Source organism: Paraburkholderia sp. SUR17, assembly GCF_029536165.1.
Taxonomy (GTDB): domain Bacteria; phylum Pseudomonadota; class Gammaproteobacteria; order Burkholderiales; family Burkholderiaceae; genus Paraburkholderia; species Paraburkholderia kururiensis.
The window spans coordinates 2,671,035-2,692,691 of sequence record NZ_CP120509.1; the positions used below are offsets into that span (position 1 = coordinate 2,671,035).

Annotated in this window: 22 protein-coding genes; 9 read left to right on the forward strand and 13 right to left on the reverse strand. The window is 59.8% G+C overall.

Features of this window, described 5'->3' with window-relative positions:
• Positions 1–2: 2 nt before the first annotated feature.
• Positions 3–500 carry an SRPBCC domain-containing protein gene (locus P2869_RS29150; RefSeq protein ID WP_277598780.1) on the forward strand — a complete coding sequence of 166 codons (498 nt, stop codon included), beginning with the start codon at positions 3–5 and terminating at the stop codon, positions 498–500.
• Between the two features lie 5 nt (positions 501–505).
• Entirely contained in the window at positions 506–1,300 is a 795-nt protein-coding gene (locus P2869_RS29155) for an SDR family NAD(P)-dependent oxidoreductase (RefSeq protein WP_126879028.1), read from the forward strand.
• A 298-nt stretch (positions 1,301–1,598) separates the two neighbouring features.
• Here the strand turns inward: P2869_RS29155 and P2869_RS29160 are convergent, their stop codons facing one another.
• Entirely contained in the window at positions 1,599–3,050 is a 1,452-nt protein-coding gene (locus P2869_RS29160) for an IS1182 family transposase (RefSeq protein ID WP_277598781.1), read from the reverse strand.
• Positions 3,051–3,156: 106 nt separating this feature from the next.
• On the opposite strand from P2869_RS29160, the gene P2869_RS29165 reads away from it, so the two are divergent.
• The gene (locus tag P2869_RS29165; protein ID WP_277598782.1) at positions 3,157–3,411 is read left to right on the forward strand and encodes a hypothetical protein; all 255 of its coding nucleotides are present in this window, start codon (positions 3,157–3,159) and stop codon (positions 3,409–3,411) included.
• A 297-nt stretch (positions 3,412–3,708) separates the two neighbouring features.
• Here P2869_RS29165 and P2869_RS29170 read toward each other — a convergent pair whose 3' ends face one another.
• Both P2869_RS29170 and P2869_RS29175 read right to left on the reverse strand, forming a co-directional pair.
• Positions 3,709–4,311, reverse strand: a complete 603-nt coding sequence (locus tag P2869_RS29170; RefSeq protein WP_277598783.1) for a hypothetical protein — start codon at positions 4,309–4,311, stop codon at positions 3,709–3,711.
• Positions 4,312–4,681: 370 nt separating this feature from the next.
• Positions 4,682–6,085 (reverse strand): FRG domain-containing protein, encoded by a 1,404-nt coding sequence (locus P2869_RS29175; protein ID WP_277598784.1) that lies wholly within the window; start codon positions 6,083–6,085, stop codon positions 4,682–4,684.
• Between the two features lie 904 nt (positions 6,086–6,989).
• On the opposite strand from P2869_RS29175, the gene P2869_RS29180 reads away from it, so the two are divergent.
• The 5 genes from P2869_RS29180 (at position 6,990) to P2869_RS29200 (ending at position 10,531) form a co-directional block, all read left to right on the forward strand.
• Positions 6,990–7,628, forward strand: a complete 639-nt coding sequence (locus P2869_RS29180) for a hypothetical protein (RefSeq protein WP_277598785.1) — start codon at positions 6,990–6,992, stop codon at positions 7,626–7,628.
• A 30-nt stretch (positions 7,629–7,658) separates the two neighbouring features.
• Positions 7,659–7,910 carry a hypothetical protein gene (locus tag P2869_RS29185; RefSeq protein WP_277598786.1) on the forward strand — a complete coding sequence of 84 codons (252 nt, stop codon included), beginning with the start codon at positions 7,659–7,661 and terminating at the stop codon, positions 7,908–7,910.
• A gap of 81 nt (positions 7,911–7,991) precedes the next feature.
• Positions 7,992–8,456 carry a transposase gene (locus P2869_RS29190; protein WP_277596573.1) on the forward strand — a complete coding sequence of 155 codons (465 nt, stop codon included), beginning with the start codon at positions 7,992–7,994 and terminating at the stop codon, positions 8,454–8,456.
• Positions 8,456–8,809, forward strand: a complete 354-nt coding sequence (gene tnpB / locus P2869_RS29195) for an IS66 family insertion sequence element accessory protein TnpB (RefSeq protein WP_055347105.1) — start codon at positions 8,456–8,458, stop codon at positions 8,807–8,809. The genes P2869_RS29190 and tnpB overlap by 1 nt, the downstream gene beginning before the upstream one ends.
• Before the next feature lie 99 nt (positions 8,810–8,908).
• Complete coding sequence (locus P2869_RS29200; protein ID WP_277596574.1) at positions 8,909–10,531, forward strand: IS66 family transposase; 1,623 nt, start codon at positions 8,909–8,911, stop codon at positions 10,529–10,531.
• A gap of 9 nt (positions 10,532–10,540) precedes the next feature.
• On the opposite strand, the gene P2869_RS29205 is transcribed toward P2869_RS29200, so the two are convergent.
• On the reverse strand, positions 10,541–10,801 hold the full coding sequence (locus tag P2869_RS29205; protein ID WP_277596575.1) for a hypothetical protein: 261 nt from the start codon (positions 10,799–10,801) through the stop codon (positions 10,541–10,543).
• 144 nt (positions 10,802–10,945) lie between these two features.
• Between P2869_RS29205 and P2869_RS29210 the strand changes: the two genes are divergently transcribed.
• Positions 10,946–12,730 carry an AAA family ATPase gene (locus tag P2869_RS29210; RefSeq protein WP_277598787.1) on the forward strand — a complete coding sequence of 595 codons (1,785 nt, stop codon included), beginning with the start codon at positions 10,946–10,948 and terminating at the stop codon, positions 12,728–12,730.
• Positions 12,731–12,763: 33 nt separating this feature from the next.
• Here the strand turns inward: P2869_RS29210 and P2869_RS29215 are convergent, their stop codons facing one another.
• The 9 genes from P2869_RS29215 to urtA form a co-directional block, all read right to left on the reverse strand.
• Entirely contained in the window at positions 12,764–13,621 is an 858-nt protein-coding gene (locus tag P2869_RS29215; protein WP_277598788.1) for a hypothetical protein, read from the reverse strand.
• A 263-nt stretch (positions 13,622–13,884) separates the two neighbouring features.
• Positions 13,885–14,910 (reverse strand): aliphatic amidase, encoded by a 1,026-nt coding sequence (locus P2869_RS29220; RefSeq protein WP_199540453.1) that lies wholly within the window; start codon positions 14,908–14,910, stop codon positions 13,885–13,887.
• 79 nt (positions 14,911–14,989) lie between these two features.
• A complete protein-coding gene (locus tag P2869_RS29225) occupies positions 14,990–15,334 on the reverse strand; it encodes a zinc ribbon domain-containing protein (RefSeq protein ID WP_277598789.1) in 345 nt (114 codons plus the stop codon).
• Between the two features lie 25 nt (positions 15,335–15,359).
• Positions 15,360–16,598 carry a formamidase gene (gene fmdA / locus P2869_RS29230; protein WP_277598790.1) on the reverse strand — a complete coding sequence of 413 codons (1,239 nt, stop codon included), beginning with the start codon at positions 16,596–16,598 and terminating at the stop codon, positions 15,360–15,362.
• 35 nt (positions 16,599–16,633) lie between these two features.
• Positions 16,634–17,323, reverse strand: coding sequence for an urea ABC transporter ATP-binding subunit UrtE (urtE, locus tag P2869_RS29235; RefSeq protein ID WP_126879022.1), 690 nt, complete (start codon positions 17,321–17,323; stop codon positions 16,634–16,636).
• A 25-nt stretch (positions 17,324–17,348) separates the two neighbouring features.
• On the reverse strand, positions 17,349–18,092 hold the full coding sequence (gene urtD, locus P2869_RS29240) for an urea ABC transporter ATP-binding protein UrtD (protein WP_017774841.1): 744 nt from the start codon (positions 18,090–18,092) through the stop codon (positions 17,349–17,351).
• A 3-nt stretch (positions 18,093–18,095) separates the two neighbouring features.
• Positions 18,096–19,286, reverse strand: a complete 1,191-nt coding sequence (gene urtC / locus P2869_RS29245; RefSeq protein WP_017774840.1) for an urea ABC transporter permease subunit UrtC — start codon at positions 19,284–19,286, stop codon at positions 18,096–18,098.
• Between the two features lie 61 nt (positions 19,287–19,347).
• A complete protein-coding gene (urtB, locus tag P2869_RS29250) occupies positions 19,348–20,265 on the reverse strand; it encodes an urea ABC transporter permease subunit UrtB (protein ID WP_017774839.1) in 918 nt (305 codons plus the stop codon).
• Between the two features lie 54 nt (positions 20,266–20,319).
• Positions 20,320–21,594 carry an urea ABC transporter substrate-binding protein gene (gene urtA / locus P2869_RS29255; protein WP_042300195.1) on the reverse strand — a complete coding sequence of 425 codons (1,275 nt, stop codon included), beginning with the start codon at positions 21,592–21,594 and terminating at the stop codon, positions 20,320–20,322.
• Positions 21,595–21,657: the final 63 nt, after the last annotated feature.

Below are 21,657 nucleotides of genomic sequence, written 5' to 3' on the forward strand. Positions count from 1 at the left end.
ACATGATCGACAAAGTTAACTGGCCGGAACGCTATGACCCGCGTATCTCGGCAATTTACGCGCTCAATGACATCGACGTGAAAGCCCCGCCCGAAGCGGTCTGGAAACTCCTCGTCGACGCCGAGCACTGGTCGCGCTATTTTCCGGCCGAGGATCAGGTCAGGATCATGTCCGGCGAACCGGAACTCGCGCTCGGCACACGCTACAGCCGCGTGACGGTCGGATATCCCATGTCGCTCGTCGTCACTGAGTGCGTGCCGAACCGCCGGCTGGCGTGGGCAACGACCGTCGATGGCGACGAAACCGGGTCGAGCGCCTATCACGGCTGGGTGATCACGCCGACCCGGGATGGTTGTCATCTGCTGACCGAAGAGACGCAGCAAGGCCAGTTCTTCGTGGAGCTGATCGGCAGCAGGAATCCCGGCGCGTTGTATCGCTATCACCAGGAATGGGTTGAATGCCTCGCCCGAGCGGCCGAAGCAGAAGCAGAACGGAGATAAGCGCCATGAAGATCGAACTCAACGGCCGCAAGGCAATCGTTACGGGCTCTACAGCGGGAATCGGCCGCGCAATTGCCGAGGGCCTGGCGCGGGCAGGCGCTGCGGTCGTAGTCAACGGCCGAACCCAGGAGCGGGTCGATGCCGCGCTGCGCGAAATGCGCGCGATCCTGCCGGACGCGGAACTGACTGGCGTTGCCGCCGACGTTGCGACGCCCGAAGGCTGCGCGACCTTGTTTGCACACGCGCCGGTCGCCGACATTCTTGTCAACAACGCAGGGACAGCGCGGCTGAACGACTTTTTCGCACAGGACGACCGCGAATGGCTCGACCTCTTCCAGCTCAACGTGATGAGCGGTGTTCGCACCGCCCGCCATTACGTGCCGAAAATGGCGAAGCAGGGCTGGGGGCGCGTGGTGTTCGTCAGTAGCGAGTCTGGCCTGAATGTCCCGAAAGAAATGATCGACTACGGCGTGACCAAGACCGCGATGCTCGCGGTGTCGAGAGGGCTGGCTGAACTGGTTGCCGGCACGGGCGTGACCGTCAATGCCGTGCTTCCCGGCCCGACCAGTTCGGAAATCCTGTCGAACTGGATGAAGGCGACCGCGCGAGAGCAGGGAATCACGCAAGAGCAGGCTGAACAACAGTTCCTGAAGACTTCGCGGCCAACATCGCTGATCAACCGTTTCGCCACGACGAACGAAGTTGCAAACATGGTTGTGTACGCATGCTCGGAGCAGGCGTCCGCCACGACGGGTGCAGCGTTGCGGGTCGATGGGGGTGTGGTTCGGACAATCGGATGAGACAACGGCCGGCCCGCCTGGTCGCAACCTATCGGCGCGATCATGCCCGCTTTTCTCTTTAGACCGTCTTACGTGAGAAGCCTCGCGGCATAACAGTCGCGGCCGGCCCGGTGAGTGTAATAGCCATCTGGCCGCCTCCGAGTGAGCCTCGGACATGTCCGCCTTCTGGCCGAGGCCGTGTAAAAACGCGCGGACCAGTCGGCCAGGAGCGGCCCGGTGGAAGTGCCATCGCGTAGCACCGGGACGCGGACCGCTCGCCAGATCGCGCGATGTCAGTTAGAGGTGTCGGCGCCGGAGTTCACGCGCCGGTCAACTTCATCGCCCGCATCGCGTCTGCAAATCCCAGAATCCTGATCACTCGCTTGAGGTTGTATGCCAGAACGTGCAAGCTCATTTCGGCAGCGACATGACCAAGCCCGCGCGTCTGGAAATGGGTCGAGCCCATCCAGTGTTTGAGGGTGCCGAACACGTGTTCGACCGTTCGGCGTCGGATCGTCATTGCGTCAAGCTGGCGATCCAGCCTGTGCTGCATTGCCTCTAGCACCGCTTCGTGCTCCCACCGGCGAATGCGCCGGTAGTCAGCTGGTGTGCATTGGCTCTTGAGCGGACAGCGCGGACAGGCACTGCTCCAGTAGGTATGCGTTTCCAGCAGATTGGCGCTCTCAAGCGATGTGTATCGGTAAGTTGCGCGTTGACCCGCCGGGCACAGGTACTGGTCATCACTGGCGATGTAGATGAAGTCGGCTCGGTCGAATCGTCCGTCTGCCTTTGCACCCGAGGTTTGCGTTTTGGGCACCATTGCCGCAATACCCGCGTCGTCGCAAGCCTTGATTTCCGGTGCGCTGAAGTATCCACGGTCTGCCAGCGCCTTGATCTTCCTCTTGCCCATGGCATCGCGAGCGGCCTTTGCCATCGGGCTCAACTGCGTCCGGTCACTGCCAACGTTCGTGACTTCGTGTGTCACGATGAGATGGTGTCGGGTATCGACGGCGACCTGAACGTTGTAGCCGACCACACCTGTACCCTTGGCTTGCGAGATCATCGAGCGTGAGTCGGGATCAGTCAGCGAGACCTGTTTCTCTGGCAGATCGTTCAGGAGTTCCCCGGCACGATCCAGGTCGCGCATCTGTTCGCGAAGCGTCTCGATCTTCTCCCGTAGTCGCTCGGTCTTCGCTTCTACTTCGGCAGATTGGGTGCGATCTGCTGTTTCCAGCGCGTCGAGGTAGCGCTGGATGCTCTGCTCGATCTGCTCCTGTCGTTTCGCAATCTTGTTCGGCGTGAAGTTATTGTCACGGCTGTTGACTGCCTTGAACTTGCTGCTGTCGATGGCCACGATCGCTTGCGTGAAGAGCTTCAGGTCGCGACATATCATCACGAAGCGTCGGCATACGTTGCGGATGCCGGCGCCATTGCCGCGCCTGAACTCGGCAATCGTCTTGAAGTCCGGCGCGAGGCGGCCGGTCAGCCACATCAGTTCAACATTGCGCTGGCACTCCCGTTCCAGACGCCGGCTTGACTGCACGCGATTGAGATATCCGTAGATGTAGAGCTTGAGCAGAACGGCCGGATGGTACGACGGTCGGCCCGTGATCGCGGGCGTGGTGCCTTCGAAGCCCATGGAAGCCAGATCGAGCTCGTCTACGAACGCGTCGACTATCCGGACAGGATTGTCTTCGGCGATAAAGTCTTCGAGACATTCCGGCAGCAACGCAGCCTGATTGCGGCTTGCACCTTCGACAAATCGCCCCATCTCCGCCTCTCGCGCTAACAGGTTGATTCAGTCTAGGTGATTGATCTCAATTCCGGGCAATATATGCGTTCGACACTTGGCTAGTCGCGACACAATGGAGACGGAGATGGTGTTTTTTGCATGCTCGAAGACCGGGGTTGCCGCATTCGAGAGTCTATGGCGCAACAACAAAGACCATCAATTGTGGGTGGACGCGGGCGTGCTAACTGAGGAAGAAATTTCGGTGCTTCGCTCTACAGGAGCACTCGTCACCCATTTTGTGGGTCATGCTCGCGCGGGAGACGCCAAGGAAATGGCGCGCGCAGTTGCCGTAATTCAAGAGCACCATCCCGCCGAACCTATTTGGATCGAGGCGGCGTGAACTGAAGGGGTAGTGTTCTCGTTCGAGGCGTTCTGCGTGCGTTTTTACACAACCTCGGCCAGGAGCGGTCGCCTGAATGATGAAGTGCCACGAACCGTGAAAGGCTTCTTCTGGCCGACCAGAGCCCCACGACCGTGCGCGGCGATCGTCACGGGCGTGCTCGCGATGCAAAAGGCGTGACCCGACCCATTGCCGCCCTTCGACCTCACGGAGTTTAATGGCTGCTTGCAAGGTATAACAGGCATTCGAAAAGATCCGTCGGATGACAAGTGCTCATCCTTCTATGAAGCATGGCGTTCACACCTCCAACCATTTATGATTGGAAGAGTTGCAACCAATGATACCTTGAATTATTTGTTCATAATCTTCACCATCCTCTGGACGAATAAACCTGTCGCGCACCGCGGTTTCAAGTAGGCTTGTCGCATGTTTCACGATCATGTGCAGCCGTCTCCCCGCCTCCATAATGAATTCCCCCTCTAGGACAAGCTTACGATCTTCGAATTTTCGTAGTTGCGAGACTTTAACTGCATCTTCTCGCGTCACCACACCGCCCGTGTGGACGATAGAATGTCGGAGCTGCCACATTAGATCGAGTTCGGCTATTGCCGGTTTTGAATAGACATTGAGTTTCGGGAATATAATCTGAAAATACTGATTTACGCGGGACGGATTGTGCCAAGAACCTAGAGAGTCAGCGATTATCTGCCCTGGCTCACGAGGAGAGCCGCGACCCACCAGTATTCGATGCAATGTAACGGCACAGCCCTCCTTTTCCAGCCTCTTGGCCAGTGCCATATCGTCGGAGTCCACCATGAAATCTTGCGTATCTACTAACTGTGCAAACTGATTTTTTTGAAACATCTCAAAATGACTCATCATCATGGCAAATGATGACATGACAAAAAGCCGAAGAGATTCGGATGACCGAGATCCCGAAAATCTATCATCATCCTTCAAAAAAATTACCTCACAGTGAGATATCGATTCGCATATCTCCGCAATGCGGCGCAAAAACGTCGTGGCCGGAGCCTCGTTCCGCGGATACTGGAACCATTCATGAGATTTTTCGTGAAAATGCGATGTAAGAGAGCTGGGGAACATTGCGATTACACCTGGTAATTATTAGACGGCTCGAACGTCCATTTGGCGACAGGCTTGAACGATCGCAGTTGGCCCGGCAAGCGACCTTTCGCCGGGCGGGGCACGTCAAACCTCGGTTCGCTCCACCATCTCAAGGACAGCAGACGGTTAGCTCCTAGTTGTCCCGTTAGGTTTCAGAATTGTTGGGCGCAGCGTTAGTGTCTGTTTTGACAGGTCGCGGGGACCGATGCTGATCCCGCAGATGAACAGCGGTTTGGTCGATGCTGGGATATACGGTCGTTGCATTGATATTGATTCGGTCAAGCTGTTCGAGAATGTGCGCCTTCTCCCGGATGGTGACCCGGCTGATTTCGATCCCACCTTGGCCGGCATCGGGAAGCGTCGCCTCGTGCCCGAAGAGCAGGAAGGCGCCGGACTGCGATTTGATGCGCGTATTGGTGCGCTTGGCCTTCACGCACACAATGGACCCTAAATCGTCCGGGATGATTCGCCCCTCGAAAAAGCCTTTCTCGGACCTAATGTGGTGGAGCAACTTTCCGGCGACATCCGTTTCATTGAAGTCTTCTTTGCCGAGGCTGAGATCGATTTCATTCTTCTGGGCATACGTCAGGTTGGAGAGATTTGAAAGGCAACTGACGGTATCCGAGTCATAGTATTTCACCAGCTCCGACGAGACTTGAAAGACGATGACCTCACCGTCAATTTCCGGTTGGTCCGGCTCAAAGGAGCAGGCGAAGAAGAGCGCCACCAGTGGGTTGCCGGAGATGTCAAGCAGCCTCGTAGGCAAGCCGTAATGCTGCATGCGCACAAGCCGGTCGAAGCAAAACTGATCGCCGCTGAACTCATCGTGATGCGCAATCAGTAGCTCCTTGCAGAGTCGATCCTCGCTCGGCATAAACTGCCAGTCGCCGTTGTCCCATTTGCGCAGCAATGACGGCGTTAGCTCATAACGAGCATTACTGTGACCTCGGAAGAAGGTCTCAGTCTTGGCTCTTCCCGGCGAGCCGTAGAGCAGTTGGAGGAAGGACTCCACACTGTCGGCGACACCGAGGATCTTCTTGTCGCGTGGCGGAGGCTGGATCTCTGCGCCGTCATCAGCGGGCATGTCTTGCTCCGCGAGGTGAGGAGCAAGAGCGGGATTAAGTTTTGTCAATCGGTCCAGCACCTCCCGCGCGTCACCTTCGCGGACTGCCCAGTGAGTGCGATGGAGCTGAAACCGATCCGCGCCGAAGACCTCCCGGGCTTCCTTAACGTTGTCGAATTCGACCTCGCCGAAATCGATCAATGTCTCGAAAGTGGTGGACACTTCCTTCGGGCCGGGCGTGATGCCGGAAATCCGACCGTACTTGATGAGCATGGAGACGGTGTTTTGATTTGATTTGGTCTCGCTGCACAGAAAGGTCGGCAATTTTTCGAGAAAGGCGATCGCCGTCGAGTCGAGGCTTTCAAGCCGCTTTTCGGTGTCGGACGGCGTGTACTCGAACATGCGCCCCCGGCCCATGACGACGCGATTGACGTTTCCCTCGATGCATTCCCAGTTACCGAAGGAGATGTAGTTGAAGCTTTCCACTGTGTGTCCCCACTCCTTTGTCTACTCTGTCGTTCAACGCGAAGCACAGTCGCACCCGCATTTGTATGTTCATTCATTTCGCAGAAGCGACGTTCCTTCTATCCAACGACGAAAGGAACGTCGCTCATCCGGCCGGTATATAGTCGGGCAGTGACCTATTTGTGCGTCGCCAGCTACAAACCGTCATTGTACTTGGGCGCCCACCTCGGCTCGCTGAACGGCCGCTCATGGGCTGATAGAAGTTAGCGTCGGTTGAGTACTCGCCACCGTAGATATACCAACCGCACGTACCGTTTTCCGGGGATACGAAGTGCGTGGAGCGGCATATTTTCAAGGAATCCAAGCGAGATTCCCCACCTTTTGGCTCGCCTCGGGCGGCAGATAATCTGCACCGAATCGCTGGCAAACGTTTCTCTGGTCAGTGGACGTGGCCGCGCGGAATTATGTTTGGCTCGCAGCGATTCTCGCCGATCCCGCGACGTGTGTTGAATGTCTTATATTGGCCGACGCCGGTCGATGCTGACTGCATAGAATGCTCGCCAGAGATCGATCCCCTTCTGGCCGTCATCGACCCGTTGCCGTCATTCGGATCACCGTTGAATAGACGGCCGTTCTTGAGTGCCCAACAGCCAGTCGTTTCCCCGTACGCGTTGAACATTCGCCATCCCAGCCTTTCGACTGCGCGAGACCCAGGACAGGTTTCACGTGGCCTCTCCTCGGAAAACTGTTCGGATTCCGCGTTCGACGGCAGATGAAATCATGCAAGTCCGATCAGCATCATCCCGCAGCCGCATCAGGCATAATTCTGATATTGCCGTTGGCGGCGTGGCGAAATCGTTAATTGCCTGTTGCTCGCATGCGCTGGGAGACTGTTCCGCGAACAAGTATCAGAAAGGGGGCTGGTATGAATGATCCGAGGGGTTCGGCGTGGCGCAAGTGGGATTTGCATATTCACACGCCGTTCTCGTTCCACTGGAACGAAGGGACCAATATCAAGAAGCTACCGTCAGAGGAGCGCGAGAAGATCCTTGATCAACTGATAAAAAAAATAGTCGAAAGCGATGTCGCGGTCTTCGGAATCATGGATTACTGGACGTTCGACGGCTATCTAGCCATCAAGGAGCGCTTGGCAGGGCGCAAATTTGAAGTTCCCAAGGCAATATTTCCGGGCATGGAATTGCGCATTGAGGCCCCAGTGGATTTTCGCCTCAACATCCATGTGCTCCTCTCTGACGCGCTGACGACGCAGAATCTCAACGACTTCAAGTCAGCGCTTCAAATCCGCTCAAGCAACAATTATGCCCGCGCGCTGTCCGATGAGGCATTAATTGAATACGCGCGCAGCCTCGACCCAAGCAAGGCGAAGATTCATGGATTCCAAGAGGCTGATCTCAAGAACGAGGAGAAACTGCTCCAGCTTGGGAGCATGACAGCATTGGTGACTCGGGAATCGCTGTGCGATGCTATCAAACGAATTCCGCCGGATACTTGCCTAGTGATAATGCCCTACGATACATCAGACGGGCTGGCGGAACTTGATTAGGAGAAGCATCCGCACGACGACAACTACTTCATGCAGTCGGCGGATATCTTTGAGACACGCAACCCAGATAATATCGACCTCTTCCTTGGACGCGAGACCGACAAGAATCGCAAGTTCCTAGCCAATTTCGTCAAGACGATGGGTGGCAAGCCCAAGCCGGCAATTTCGGGCAGCGACGCCCACAAGATTGCTGATTATGGCGTATTCCCGAGCAACCGCATCACTTGGATCAAAGCCGATCCAACTTTTGAAGGCCTGCGACAAACGATCTATGAACCGTAAGCGCGAATTTAACCCCACCTAGAATCGAAAGCTGAACGAGCGCAGGCTTGCGTCCGCAACTACAACTTGCGGACGCAACCGATGACACAGAACGAAGTTGATTTCCTTCCGCTGCGGGTGACGGGCGTGACGGCGACGGGCAAGCGCAAGTTTGACGCCGAGGGTAAGCGCAAGCTGATTGACGCCTGCCGGCAACCGGGCGCGTCAATTGCCGGACTGGCGTTGAAGGCTGGGGTGAACGCGAACCAGCTGCATAAGTGGATTCAATTGCGCGAACGCACGAATGCCGCTGCTGCGACGGCGAGCGTCGAGCCGTTGCCGTCCGCATTCGTGCCGGTCGTCACGGTCGACGAAGTGGCGCCGATGCGCACGAACCCCGAGCCGGCGAACGTACGGCGAACGTCTCACAGGTACGACTCGGCGAAGGCAATGACGCCGGCGCGACTATCAGCGCAGTTGCCCAACGGCGTGACGCTGCAGCTCGAATGCGCCGCACACGATGGCGCGCTCGTGAAGGCGATGATCGAAGCGTTGGGGACGCGCTGATGTTCCGCTTCGACGCGGACCTGCAGATCTACCTGCACCGCGAGCCCATCGACTTCCGTGCCGGCATCAACAGCCTCGTCACGCTGGTCGAGCAGTCGATGCAGCTCGATCCGCTTGCGCGAGCCGTCTTCGCGTTCCACAACCGCAAACGCGATCGCGTGAAACTTCTGCTGTATGACCGGGCCGGATTCTGGCTCCTATTGAAACGCCTCGAGGCCGACCGTTTCGTTTGGCCCCGCCGTCAGCAAGCCGTGATCGAACTGACGGCCGAGCAGCTTCACCTGCTGCTCGACGGCGTCGATATCGACGCCGTGCGCCGCCACCCAGCGCGGCAGTACTGCCACGCGAGCTGAAGCAGGGTATCGCCGCCGTTGCCGGTAAACAACGGCGGCTTTAGCTGTTACAAATTCGCGTAAACCTATTTGGCTCGGCGATCCGCTATCGTTGAGCGCATGTCTCCTCCCGATCTCCCCCGACTTCCGCGCACCGCCAAGGCCTATATCCACAAGCTGGAGGAACGGGTGGCGGCCGATGCGCAGGTCATTGCCGAGCGTGACGCCAGGATCGACGAATTGACCCGGCGCCTGGATGCGCTCGAAGAGCAATATCGTCTCGCGTTGGCCCGACAGTACGCGCCCAAGAGCGAGAAGCGCCGCGACCGCGTGTTCAACGAGGCCGAGGAAGCAGCCCAAGCCGAGCCGGCCGACGAGGACGACGGCGATGTGTCGGCGCTGCCCGATACCGGGTTGCCGGAACCCGGTCAGCCGGAACCGCGCAAGCGTGGCCGCAAGCCGCTGCCCGCGGATCTGCCGCGCGAGCGAATCGAGTACGACCTGCCCGAGGAGCAGAAGATCTGTCCGTGCTGCAGCAAGGCCATGCATCGGATGGGCGAGGAAATCAGCGAACAGTTGCACATGGAGGTCAAGGTCTCTGTGCTGCAGCACGCGCGTTTCAAGTACGCGTGTCGGCACTGCGAGCGTCATGGCACGCACACGCCGATCGTGGTCGCGCCGATGCCGGCGCAGCCTTTGCCGGGCAGTCACGCCAGTGCCTCGATGATCGCCGCCGTCACGGCCGGCAAGTATGTCGACGGCACACCGCTGTACCGGATGGAAGACGTGCTCGCGCGCTCGAACATCGCGGTCGGCCGCGGCACGCTGGCGAACTGGATCATCCGCCCCGCCGAGCTTCACTACACGCGCCTGTTCGAGGCGCTCAAGAAGATTCTGCTAAGCCAGTGGCTGATTCACGGCGACGAGACCACCGTCCAGGTCCTGAAGGAAAGCGGCCGAAACGCGCAGTCCACCTCGTATATGTGGGTCTACCGAAGCGCCGAGGATAGCGAGCAGCCGGTGGTGCTGTTCGAGTACCAGCCGGGGCGTGGCCAGCAGTACCCGAAGGAATTCCTCGGAGACTACGCGGGCACGCTGATGACGGACGGCTGGCCTGCGTGGCGAACGGTTAAATCGGCCACGCACCTCGGATGCCTTGCGCATGGACGCCGGATGTTCACGGACGCGCTCAAAGGACAGAAGAACAAACCGAGCCCGCGCATCACGAAGGCGCTCGAATTCTTCCAGGCGCTGTATCAAGTCGAGACGCTCGCCAAGCAGACGTTGCCCGAAGGCGAGACGCTGGCCGATTACCGGTACCGCCTGCGCCAGCAGCACAGCGTGCCGTTGCTCAATGCCTTTAAGACCTGGCTCGACGAGCTCGCGCCGAAGGTTCTGCCAAAGAGCCTGCTGGGCGAGGCGATCGGCTACTGTCTCAGGCAATGGCGGTATCTGAGCCGTTATGTCGAGGACGGCCGGTCCCCAATCGATAACAACGTCATCGAGCGCGACATCAGGCCCTTTGTGACCGGACGAAAGTCGTGGCTCTTCAGCGATACGGTCGACGGCGCAAAAGCGAGCGCGATGGTCTATAGCCTGATGCTCACGTGTCGAGCCTGCGGCGTCGATCCTCACGCCTATCTGCTGCACGTGCTGACGCAATTGCCGCAGCGTGCGCCGGACGCCGATATTAGCGACCTGCTACCGTTCAACTTCGCTCGACAGCAAGCCGTTACCGGGTAACTCCGGTCCCTATCGCGCCGGGCCGAAGTATTGGTCCCACTGTTCCGAATCGGGATCGAGTCGGCGCACGATCGCGTCGTCGGCCCGTGCGATCAACCGCTCCAGCATCTGGCGCTTCGTTACCGAGTAACGGCGAGCTAACCGCGTCAGAGCAAGATTCGCTTCCGTGCTCACCCACATATCCAGACGCCGATCACCGTTGCCGTCCTTGCCTGCCGTCTCGCGCCTTGCCCGATAAGCCGCTTGCCGCTGCGCCGTCGTTTGCGTCATCTCGCATCTCCTTCGTTACCCGGTAACTATCGATCTGAAATATGTTACCCGGTAACACGTCACCTAACGACGTGTGGCGGATTTAGCGCTTACTATGAACCGATCAGTCGCGTTGAAATTTCAGCTGAAAAACCCCTAGAGCCCTTGTTCGCGATTCGCAACGTCGTACTGAATTTCCCAGATGATGCCAAGCTTGTAAGCAACACCGTGTCTGGAAGTCAACCTGACCCCTTCTGCTTTCGCGGGAAAACTGAGATTGTCTTCAGTGCCTACCTCACCTGCCTCATCGGTGGTCGCGGCTCGGGCAAGAGCACGCTCCTCAATCTGCTACATGAGAAACTTGATCCGGGCCGGACAAAATTTTTTGAGGACAACAGCCTAACGCCAGCGAAGATGACTGACATTGCAAGCTGCGTCACCATCGACGGCGACGCGGAACAGAAGGTCGTTGAGTTCCTGCAGCAAAACGAGATCGAGCAATTTGCCGTCGCTCCCCATGGTTTCACCGAGGCGATATTCAAGCGCTTATCAAAGCGCGACCCTGAGGGGAAGCTTGCCGCTGTCGATGAGGCGATTCAATCAGCCATTGATGAGGCTGAGGCGCATGGCCAGCGACTGGCAGAGCATCATACGCTGGCCACCACGCTAGCCAACGCCGAAAAAGAACTGGCTACTGATAGGGCTCTTATCGCTTCCTTCCAAAATCCTGAATATACTCAACTTAATTCAGACTTGGGCACCTCCAACAAGGAACTGCAAGGGCTTAGGACCTGGCGCTCGCGGTTGGAATCGCTCCTCAAAGAGCTCAGGGCTGCATGCCAAAAGCAAAAATTCCCCCCTTCTGAGACACCGAATCTTTACGAGACGGAGTTTTTCGCCATTCAAAAGGCCATTGACGAGCTCCTTGTTCCAGTCGAGGCTCGCCCCCAGCTGGCTGATGCTTCCGCGCGCGAGACGACCTTGACGGAGCAAGTAGGCGCGCTCACCCAGAAACTCGAGGACTTCCTCAAAGGCCGCGGGCTGTCGCAGGAAAACCTGCTTGACGTTGGGAAAGCCAATGAGCGCATCGCTCAGATCGAGCAGGAGCTTCCTGCGCAAAAAGCAAAGGCATCGGAACTTGAGAAGCACCTCGCCGAATTCAAGAGCCGACGCGAGCTAATCGCCGAGCGCGTTGGCGTTGTGACAAAGCTTCTCATGCCACTCAATGACACACTGTCGCGCCTAGGAAAGGAAGTCAAACCTATCGAGCTGCGCTATGAATTTGATGATGCGCAGTTTAAGCAGGCAATGCTCAAGCGCATACAGGAGCGAGTGGAACAGGGCGGTGGGCAAGCACCACGTATCGATCACCTCCACACGATGCTGTCAAGTGTCGATCTCAAGAGCCTTACCACGCCAGAGGACTTCCTCTCAAAACTACCTGAGGAAAGGAGTACTGCCAAGCTATTGCGTGATCACTTTTCCAGCGAACTGAATTTTGAGCTGCTGAAGGTCGAGGCGGAGAAGCTTTTGATGGATCATCGAGCCTTCGGCAGGATTCGCGTCTCATACGATGGCAAGCCAGTCGAGAGTTCATCATTCGGCCAAAGATGTACGACCGTCATCGTTATCTTGCTGTTACTGGGGAACACCCCCATTGTAATCGACGAGCCCGAGGCACACTTGGATAGTGCTCTTATAGCCAATTACTTAGTCGAACTGGTTAAGAAGGCGAAGCTTAACAGGCAAATCATCTTCGCCACACACAACGCTAACTTTGTGGTAAATGGTGACGCGGAATTGATTCACGTATTGGAAATGGGAGGCGACAAGTCCACCAAGATCGTAAGCGTCACAATCGAGAATCTCGAACACCGCGGGAAGTTGCTTGCGCTTGAGGGCGGCCCGGAGGCATTCTTGAAACGGGAGTACCGCTACGGCATCGCGTAATGCTCCGCAGCTCCTCCCGCTGTCGCCGGTGCCTCACATCCGGTCAATGGCCATCGCATACGCCTCACAGACGCGTGGGAAGGGCTCAGGACAAAATACTTGGAGGCTGGAAAGCTTAAACAGGTGCCGCGACGCGCCCGGCACCCGGAATCGTCTCCACGTCACCTTCAGCAATAGCACCAGCAAGGCGTAGGTTTCCAGATACAGATGGCAGGACGTCCGCATGCCCTGTTCGCTGTAAACCGGGCCGTTGCTTTGCCACAGGACGCCGTTGGTCGAGTCGCCTCGCGCGTGCGAGAAGTTGCTCAAGCGTTGATAGAGGTTCCGGACCCATGCGATCCCATCTTTATTTTCGGCCTCTGGAAAGAGGCCGCCGCCGGTCAGCAAACGCACGCGCGCCTCAAGCTCAGTGAACTTGGCGGTGGCGGCGAGCTTCGGCAGTGTCTTGCGAAACGCGATCTCTTCGCCACTCTGCCACGCGTGCCACGTATCCGCTGATCCCGACAAGGAGCACTCGCACGCGAGGACCGTTGTCTCCAGTGCATTTCTGAGCGCGCCGATCGCCTGCTTGTAATAGCCGTGGACTAGGTTGAAGAGCGCCGCGGAAAAGTCATCGGCGCAATCTAGCATCGCATCCACGATGATCGATCGGCGCGGGAAGGACTCCACCCATCCCCCCCACAGGTGGTAAAGCAGCGCGACCCATTCACCCAAGTGACTTGTCGTTCGGATCGCGACGTCGTCGGGTAAGGTCATGATTCCGTCCCACGCTTCCTCCGAGATCAAATCAGAGGGCGGCGGATCGGGCTCGCCATCCGTCGAAGCAAAATCGTCGGATTCCAGCACCTTTCGGCGGGCGCGAAAATCGTCGGAATCAAGCTGGCGTACCATAAACCGCTCCAGAGTCGATACGCCTCGAATGATAGACCGATCGGACGCTCGGGCGTTGACCGATGGCGAAACGTCCAGCTTGGCCGAGAACTACTCCGGACTTCGCCGCGCACGAGCGGCCGGGATGTGAGGTGAAGCCGACACTCTAGCGTCAGACCGACAACCCCGCTGAGTGGCGTTTTGTGGCCGATACCGGAAATCCGCCCGCTCTTCTCCGCACGCAACGAACCTGCGCCAGCGTTGCGCAGCCCGAGGCCAAGGCTCTACTCGCCGTGCGGGATACCTTCTATCGGGCACTCCGCCGTGCCGGGCGTGGTGCGCGTGAGTGCCTCCACCGCGCGCCGCGTGCCTTCGGGGTCTTCGATCCAGTTCCGGTAGAACCCGAACGGGCATGCGGCCACACCGTCGGCGCCGTCGCCGGAATGAAGCGTTCCCGTGTAGCCGCGATGAAGCAGCTTGTACAGATGGTTTTGCGACTGCATGTTGCGCCGCGCGTCGCGAATCATGCCGAGCGATAGCTCCGCGTACTGCACACCCATTTCTTCTTCGCCGCATTCGCCTAGCGTGCGCCCGTCGAAGCCGACGATCGCCGAATGACCGAAGTACGAATACACGCCGTCCCACCCGGTCGCGTTCGCTACCGCGACATACGTGTTGTTCATCCACGCCATGGCCTTTGCGACCATCACCTGCTGCTCCTTGGCGGGATACATATACCCCTGGCAGCGCACGATGAGTTCCGCGCCACCCATCGCGCAATCGCGCCAGATTTCCGGATAGTTGCCGTCATCGCAAATGATGAGGCTGATCTTGATGCCCTTCGGCCCTTCCGTCACATAGGTACGGTCGCCGGGATACCAACCTTCTATCGGCGTCCACGGCATGATCTTGCGATACTTCTGCACGATCTCGCCGCGATTGTCGATGAGCACCAGCGTGTTGTACGGCACCTTGTCCGGGTGGGCTTCGTGCCGTTCGCCGGTCAGTGAAAATACGCCCCACACGTTGGCCTTGCGGCACGCCGCCGAAAATATTTCGGTTTCCTCTCCAGGTATCGTGGCCGCCGTGTCGAACATCTCCTGACGGTCGTACATGATCCCGTGCGTCGAATATTCCGGGAACACGACGAGGTCCATGCCAGGCAGCCCCTGCTTCATACCGACCACCATGTCGGCAATCTTGCGCGCGTTCTCCAGCACTTCGGCTTTCGTGTGCAGGCGCGGCATCTTGTAGTTGACGACCGCAACACCCACGCAGTCACGGCTGCTCGAAATATCACCATGTCGCATGACTCGTTTCTCCTTGAAGACGCGTAATCCGGGTGCGCGGCCCGTCGCAACGGCTCGCGCTGTGGTTAGTGGTTAGCGGCTAATGACTGATCATCCACGGGCGCCCCGCCGGCCGCTTGAGTGCTGCCGACGTCTGCGCGCTCGCACCGGCAAGCGGCGTGCGGCCACTGGAGCAGCAACTGCAGCCAGGCCGGTGGCGAAGCGGCGGCCCGTCCGCGGACTGGCGCGGCGCGTGAGCCGCACGCTCGTTGGTTGCCTGCGCGATGCGGCTCGCGCCCGCCATCAATGCGAGCGCAGGCGCGGTCATCACGCGCGATGCCTCGCCGCCGCAATCCGTGCAACGGCAGGGCATATCGCGGTCTGCAATGCGTCGCATGACGGCGAACGGCCCGCAATTTGCGCACTCGAAGTCGTAGATCGGCATATCGGGCTCCGAATCAATCAGCGGTTCATGACTTCACGAGATCCGGCGAGCACGGCATGTCCACACCGCCCTGCACGTGACGAACCGGTCCCTGAGCGTTCGGGCGGATATCGAAGTCGAAGATCTGCGTAGGCAACCACAGCGTCGCGCATGCGTTCGGAATGTCCACCACGCCGCTGATATGCCCCTGCACCGGCGCGCACCCCAGCAGCGAATACGCCTGCGCCCCTGAATAGCCGAACTTCTTCAGATACTCGATGGCATTGAGGCACGCCTGGCGATACGCCACCGTCACGTCGAGGTAGTGCTGGCCGCCTTGTTCGTCCACCGAAATGCCTTCGAAGATCAGATAGTCGTTGTAGGCAGGCGTAATCGGGCTTGGCTGGAACACGGGATTGCGGATGCCGTATTTCTCCATGCCGCCTTTAATCAGGTTCACGCGCATGTGCACCCAGCCGGCCATCTCGATCGCGCCGCAAAACGTGATCTCGCCGTCGCCCTGACTGAAATGCAGGTCGCCCACTGAGAGGCCGGCGCCGTCCACGTAGACGGGGAAGAACACCTTCGATCCGCGCGAGAGGTCCTTGATGTCGCAATTGCCGCCGTGCTCGCGCGGCGGCACAGTGCGCGCGCCTTCGGCAGCGGCCTTGTCGCGCGCCTCGCCGGCCAGCTTGCCCATATGCGCCGTTGCGGCAAACGGCGGATTCGCGAGCGGCGGCACGCGCTCGGGCGCCGTCGCAATCAGCCCCGTCTCGCGTGCGTTCCACGTTTCGAGCAGCTTCGGGTCGGGCAGGCAGCCGATCAACCCCGGATGAATCAGCCCCGCGAAGTTGACGCCCGGAATATGGCGCGAACTCGTATAGAGCCCGTGGAAATCCCAAATGGATTTCTGCGCGTGCGGAAAGTGGTCGGTCAGGAAGCCGCCGCCATTCGTTTTCGAGAAGAAGCCATTGAAGCCCCACTGGCTGTCGGACTTCGCACCGATGTCGAGCAGATCGACCACGAGCAGGTCGCCCGGCTCCGCGCCATGCACGCCAACCGGTCCCGACAGAAAATGGACGATCGAGAGATCGATATCGCGCACGTCGTCGGCGCTGTCGTCGTTCTTGATGAAACCGCCGGTCCAGTCGTAGGTCTCCAGAACGAAATCGTCGCCGGGGTTCACCCAGCAGGCCATCGGAATGTCCGGGTGCCAGCGGTTGTGAACCTGTTCGTTTTCATAGGCGGACTGGTTCAGATCGACCTTGATGAGCGTTTCAGCCATTGCAATCACTCCTTGATCCACGTACTTGTTAGGGGCTAAACAGAGAGGTATTCGCGTATGCGACCCGTGTCGCCGGCGTCGCGGGTGCTCTGATGCACGAAGCGCCCGCCCTCGATCACGAACAGCCGGTCAGCCACGTCGAGCGCGAAGCTCAATACCTGCTCCGAGACGACGATCGCGATGTCGCGCGTTGCGCGAATCTGGTTCAGCGCTTTCGCGATGTCTTTGATGACCGACGGCTGAATGCCTTCGGTAGGCTCATCGAGCAGCAACACCTTCGGGTCGGTGGCGAGCGCGCGCGCAATGGCGAGCTGCTGTTGCTGACCGCCCGAGAGATTGCCGCCCTTGCGCCGGCGCATGTCGAACAGCACAGGAAAAAGCGCGTAGAGATCGTCGGGCACCTGCTGAGACGCCGCGTTTTCGAGCCCCGTCCGAATGTTCTCCTCCACGGTAAGCGAGGCGAAAATCTGCCGCCCTTGAGGCACATACCCAATGCCTTTGGCCACACGGCGATAACTCTCGTCTTTCGACACATCCGCACCGCTCACGCGCACCGTGCCGCGATTGGCCGGCAGCATGCCGATCAGCGCCTTGAAGAGCGTCGTCTTGCCCATACCGTTGCGGCCCATCACCGCCACGCTTTCGCCCTTTCCGACGGAAAAGCCGATACCGTGCAGCACCTCGCTCTGGCCGTAGCTCACAACAAGGTCGTCTACTTCGAGCATGATCTGTCCTCCGTTCAACGCCAACTCAGTGGCCAAGATAGACATCGATCACACGCGGGTCGGCCTGCACCTGCGCCATGGGCCCTTCCGCGAGAATCTTGCCCTGATGCATCACCGTGACCTTGTGGGCGATGCGTTCCACGAACGCCATGTCGTGCTCGATCACGATCATCGAGCGGTTGCGGCAGATGCGGTCCAGCAGCTCGGCCGTCAGTTCGCGCTCGCGCACACTCATGCCCGCAATGGGCTCGTCAAGCATCAACAGTTCGGGATCCTGCATGAGCAGCATGCCTATTTCGAGCCATTGCTTCTGGCCATGCGACAGCAGGCCGGCTTCAAGATCAAGCGACGCAGCAAGGCCGATTTCCTCGGCCACCGCGCACACGCGGTCCGTCACTTCGTCGTCCGCGCGGTAAGCGAGCGCACCGAACACAGACCGACCACGCGGAAACGACACCTCCAGGTTCTGCGCCACCGTGAGGTTCTCGTAGATGGAGGGCGTCTGGAACTTGCGACCAATGCCCTTGCGCACGCGGCGAAACTCGGCAAGCTTCGTAATCTCCTCGTTGCGAAACTTGATGCTGCCCGCCGTTTCCCTCGTCTTGCCGCAGATAAGATCGAGCAACGTGGTCTTGCCCGCGCCGTTCGGTCCAATCACCACGCGCAGCTCGCCGGACTCGATATAGAGGTTCAGCGAATCGATGGCCTTGAAGCCGTCGAACGACACGGTCAGGTCTTCGATCGCCAGCAGAAAATCGGTATTGCTCATGACTCACGCCTCCTTGTTTTCCGCCCCGAGCAGCCGCCGCACGCGCGGTCTCACGTGCTCTTCATAGAGCCCCGCGAGGCCGTTCGGAAAGACCATCACAACGCCAATGAACATGGCGGCCATCAGATAGAGCCAGAGGTTCGGAAAGCTTTCGGAAAACCAGCTCTTGCCCAGGTTGACCAAAATCGCGCCGTACACCGCGCCCACCAGCGACATGCGGCCGCCTACCGCCGCATAGATCACCATCTCGATCGAGGGCACGATGCCCACGAACGACGGCGACATGAAGCCCACCTGCAGCGTGAACATCGCGCCGCCAATGGCTGCCAGCAGCGCCGCGAAGCAGAACGCGAAGACCTTGAACATCGCCACGTCATAGCCGGAAAAGCGCACACGGTCTTCCTTGTCGCGCATGGCGAGCAGCAGCGTGCCCAGCTTGCCGCGCTGCACCCATCGGCAGGCCAGCAGCGCACCGATCAGAAGCGCTGCGTTGACGAAGTACAGCGCGAGCTTGGCGTGGTCCGTGCGAATGTCCCAGCCCAGCAGCGTGCGCAGGTCGGTCATGCCGTTCACGCCGCCGGTATAGCCCTGCTGCCCGATGATGAGTACCGAAAGAATGAGTGCCACCGCCTGCGTGATGATCGCGAAATACACGCCGCCCACGCGCCGCTTGAACATCGCGTAGCCGATCACGAACGCGAGCGCCGTGGGCACCACGAGCACCGCGAGAATCGAGAACGGCAATGAGTGGAACGGCTTCCACCACACGGGCAATGCAGTGACCTGGTTCCAGTCCATGAAGTCAGGAATGCCTGGCGTGGTCTGCGTGCGCGTGGCCACCGGGTCCGATGCTTCCAGCTTGAGGAACATCGCCATCGCATAGCCGCCCAGCCCGAAGAACACGCCCTGCCCGAGGCTCAGCACACCGCCGTAGCCCCACGCGATCACGAGGCCGACCGCGACGAACGCGTACGTCAGGTACTTGCCCATCAGGTTCAGGCGGAACGTGTCGAGTGCAAGCGGAAACACGACCACGATGAGCAGCGCGAGTATCACGATGCCCGCATAGCCCGACGCATCGAGCCGCGCGGCCACTGCGCGCCAGCCGCCGCGCGCCGGGCCGGGGCGCGCGGATGGGGCAGACCTGGCATTCGGGCCGGATACGCCGCCCGCTGCGGGTTGGATGGGTTCCATGTGCCTCTCTCCGTACAAGTGAATCGATGAAGGCTTCAGCGCAGCGCAGGCCTCCCTGCGCTCACGCGCGCCGCACCTTCGAGGCAAACAGCCCCTGCGGGCGCAGCATCAGAATGACCACAACCGTCAGCAGCGTGAGCACACGCGCAATGGACCCCGAGAGAAAGAACTCGCTGATCGACTGCATCTGCGCGATGCCGAATGCCGACGCCACGGTTCCCAGCAAACTCGCCGCGCCGCCGAACGTGACCACAAGAAACGAATCGACGATGTAGAGCGAGCCGCTCGTAGGCCCTGTCGAGCCGATGGCCGTGAACGCCGCGCCCGCTACGCCCGCAATACCGCAGCCAATGGCGAACGTCATGCGGTCCGTGCGGCGCGTGTTGATGCCCGCCGCGTTCGCCATGGGCCGGTTAGCCACGGTAGCGCGCACGCGCAGCCCCCAACGCGAGCGGTACAGCGCGAGCAGCAGGCCGCCCGTCATGACGAGCGCAAGGCCCATCACGAACATGCCGCTCACCGGAATGTCGAGACCCGGCGCCGGTTCCCACGAACCCATCAGCCAGTCAGGCAGCGCGGGGCTCACTTCTTTCGGACCGAAGGTCGAGCGAAACACCTGCTGCATGCCGAGGCTCAAGCCCCAGGTCGCGAGCAGCGTGTCGAGCGGGCGCCGGTAGAGATGGCGAATCAACGCCCATTCGGCGAGCCAGCCCACTGCGAACGCCAGCACGAAGGCCGCCACGATGGCGAAGAAGAAGTAGACCGGCGTGAACGCGTGCCACACGTTCTGCGCGAACCACGAGAACATGTAGACCGTGTAGGCGCCGATGGTCATGAATTCGCCGTGCGCCATGTTGATGACGCCCATCTGGCCGAAGATCACGGCGAGCCCCAGCCCCATCAGGAGCAGAACGCTGAAGAGGCTCAGACCCGCGAAGCCCTGCATCAGCGTGATGTTGAGAATGTCGGTAGCGGACATCGAACGCTCCTCGCGCGGCGGCGCGCAGCCGCCGCGCAGTGGCGGGTTGCGGGATTACATGTAGCCCTTCGGGAACGGATTGGGCTGAATCGGCTGGGCCGATTGCGCGACCACCTTGAACTGCCCGTCCGCCTGCCCTTCGCCGATCAGCGAGCGGCTCCACAGGTGATGGTTCGGGTCCACTTTCGCGTAGCCCTGCGGCGCATTGGGCAACTCGATGCCCGCGGAAGCGGCCACCACCTTGTCCACATCGAAGCTGCCCGCGCGCTCGCAGGCCGCCTTCCAGATCCACGGACCGAGGTACGCGGCCTGGGTCACGTCGCCGATCACGGACTTCGGGCCGTAGCGCCCCTTGAATGCCGCCACGAACTTCTTGTTGTTGTCGTTATCGAGCGACTCGAAATACTTCATCGACGAATAGAAGCCCGCGAAGTTGTCGCCGCCAATGCCGAGCACTTCGTCCTCCGTCACGGAAAGCGTGAGCAGGAACTGCTTCTGCGGCGTGATGCCTGCGGCCTTCAACTGCTTGTAGAAGGCCACGTTCGAGCCGCCCACCACCGTTGCGAAGATGCAGTCGGGGCGCGCCAGCTTGATCTTGTTCATCAGCGAATTGAATTCGGTCGTGCCGAGCGGGTAATACTCCTCGCCCACCACTTTCGCGTGCAGGTGCTGTTCGATATGGCGGCGCGCGATCTTGTTCGACGTGCGCGGCCAGATGTAGTCGGAGCCGATCAGGAAGAACGTCTTGGCCTTCTTCGTGTTGGATGCCCAGTCGAGCGCCCAGAGAATCTGCTGGGTGGCTTCCTGGCCCGTGTAGAACACGTTCTTCGACTGTTCGAGGCCCTCATAGAACGTGGGGTAGTAGAGCAGCCCGTTGTCTTTCTCGAAGATGGGCAGCACGGCCTTGCGCGAGGCCGAGGTCCAGCAGCCGAACACGGTCGCCACATGATCGTTTTCGAGCAGTTTCTTCGACTTCTCCGCGAAGGTCGGCCAGTCGGACGCACCGTCTTCCTGGATGATCTGGATCTTGCGCCCCAGCACGCCGCCCATCGCGTTGATCTGTTCGATGGCGAGCCGCTCCGCCTGAATGGAGCCCGTTTCCGAAATAGCCATCGTGCCCGTTGCCGAGTGCAACTGGCCGACGGTCACCGTGGTGTCGGTCACGGCGAGGTGCGTGGTGTTCACCTTGGCCGTGGGCGGCACCTGCGCGAACGAGGTGCGCGGCAAGCCGAGCGCCATGAGCGGGGCAGCGGCGAGGCCGCTCAGCAGGCGCCGGCGCAGCGGCGAAGGCATGTTGGCGTCGTCGTCGATTCGATCGTCTGCGGACATCACGTTCTCCTTGTCGTGGGCCCGCAGCGCAGGTGCTGCGGACGGGTTTCGAGGGTTGGACGC

Bases quoted from the DNA above. Each gene is read 5' to 3' on its own strand.
- urtB (WP_017774839.1), bottom strand. From the start codon at position 20,265: ATGTCCGCTACCGACATTCTCAACATCACGCTGATGCAGGGCTTCGCG.
- P2869_RS29220 (WP_199540453.1), bottom strand. From the start codon at position 14,910: ATGCGACATGGTGATATTTCGAGCAGCCGTGACTGCGTGGGTGTTGCG.
- P2869_RS29180 (WP_277598785.1), top strand. From the start codon at position 6,990: ATGAATGATCCGAGGGGTTCGGCGTGGCGCAAGTGGGATTTGCATATT.
- urtA (WP_042300195.1), bottom strand. From the start codon at position 21,594: ATGTCCGCAGACGATCGAATCGACGACGACGCCAACATGCCTTCGCCG.
- P2869_RS29200 (WP_277596574.1), top strand. From the start codon at position 8,909: ATGTCTCCTCCCGATCTCCCCCGACTTCCGCGCACCGCCAAGGCCTAT.
- P2869_RS29205 (WP_277596575.1), bottom strand. From the start codon at position 10,801: ATGACGCAAACGACGGCGCAGCGGCAAGCGGCTTATCGGGCAAGGCGC.
- P2869_RS29155 (WP_126879028.1), top strand. From the start codon at position 506: ATGAAGATCGAACTCAACGGCCGCAAGGCAATCGTTACGGGCTCTACA.
- urtE (WP_126879022.1), bottom strand. From the start codon at position 17,323: ATGCTCGAAGTAGACGACCTTGTTGTGAGCTACGGCCAGAGCGAGGTG.
- urtD (WP_017774841.1), bottom strand. From the start codon at position 18,092: ATGAGCAATACCGATTTTCTGCTGGCGATCGAAGACCTGACCGTGTCG.
- urtC (WP_017774840.1), bottom strand. From the start codon at position 19,286: ATGGAACCCATCCAACCCGCAGCGGGCGGCGTATCCGGCCCGAATGCC.
- P2869_RS29150 (WP_277598780.1), top strand. From the start codon at position 3: ATGATCGACAAAGTTAACTGGCCGGAACGCTATGACCCGCGTATCTCG.
- P2869_RS29160 (WP_277598781.1), bottom strand. From the start codon at position 3,050: ATGGGGCGATTTGTCGAAGGTGCAAGCCGCAATCAGGCTGCGTTGCTG.
- P2869_RS29170 (WP_277598783.1), bottom strand. From the start codon at position 4,311: ATGTCATCATTTGCCATGATGATGAGTCATTTTGAGATGTTTCAAAAA.
- tnpB (WP_055347105.1), top strand. From the start codon at position 8,456: ATGTTCCGCTTCGACGCGGACCTGCAGATCTACCTGCACCGCGAGCCC.
- P2869_RS29190 (WP_277596573.1), top strand. From the start codon at position 7,992: ATGACACAGAACGAAGTTGATTTCCTTCCGCTGCGGGTGACGGGCGTG.
- fmdA (WP_277598790.1), bottom strand. From the start codon at position 16,598: ATGGCTGAAACGCTCATCAAGGTCGATCTGAACCAGTCCGCCTATGAA.
- P2869_RS29165 (WP_277598782.1), top strand. From the start codon at position 3,157: ATGGTGTTTTTTGCATGCTCGAAGACCGGGGTTGCCGCATTCGAGAGT.
- P2869_RS29215 (WP_277598788.1), bottom strand. From the start codon at position 13,621: ATGGTACGCCAGCTTGATTCCGACGATTTTCGCGCCCGCCGAAAGGTG.
- P2869_RS29185 (WP_277598786.1), top strand. From the start codon at position 7,659: ATGCAGTCGGCGGATATCTTTGAGACACGCAACCCAGATAATATCGAC.
- P2869_RS29225 (WP_277598789.1), bottom strand. From the start codon at position 15,334: ATGCCGATCTACGACTTCGAGTGCGCAAATTGCGGGCCGTTCGCCGTC.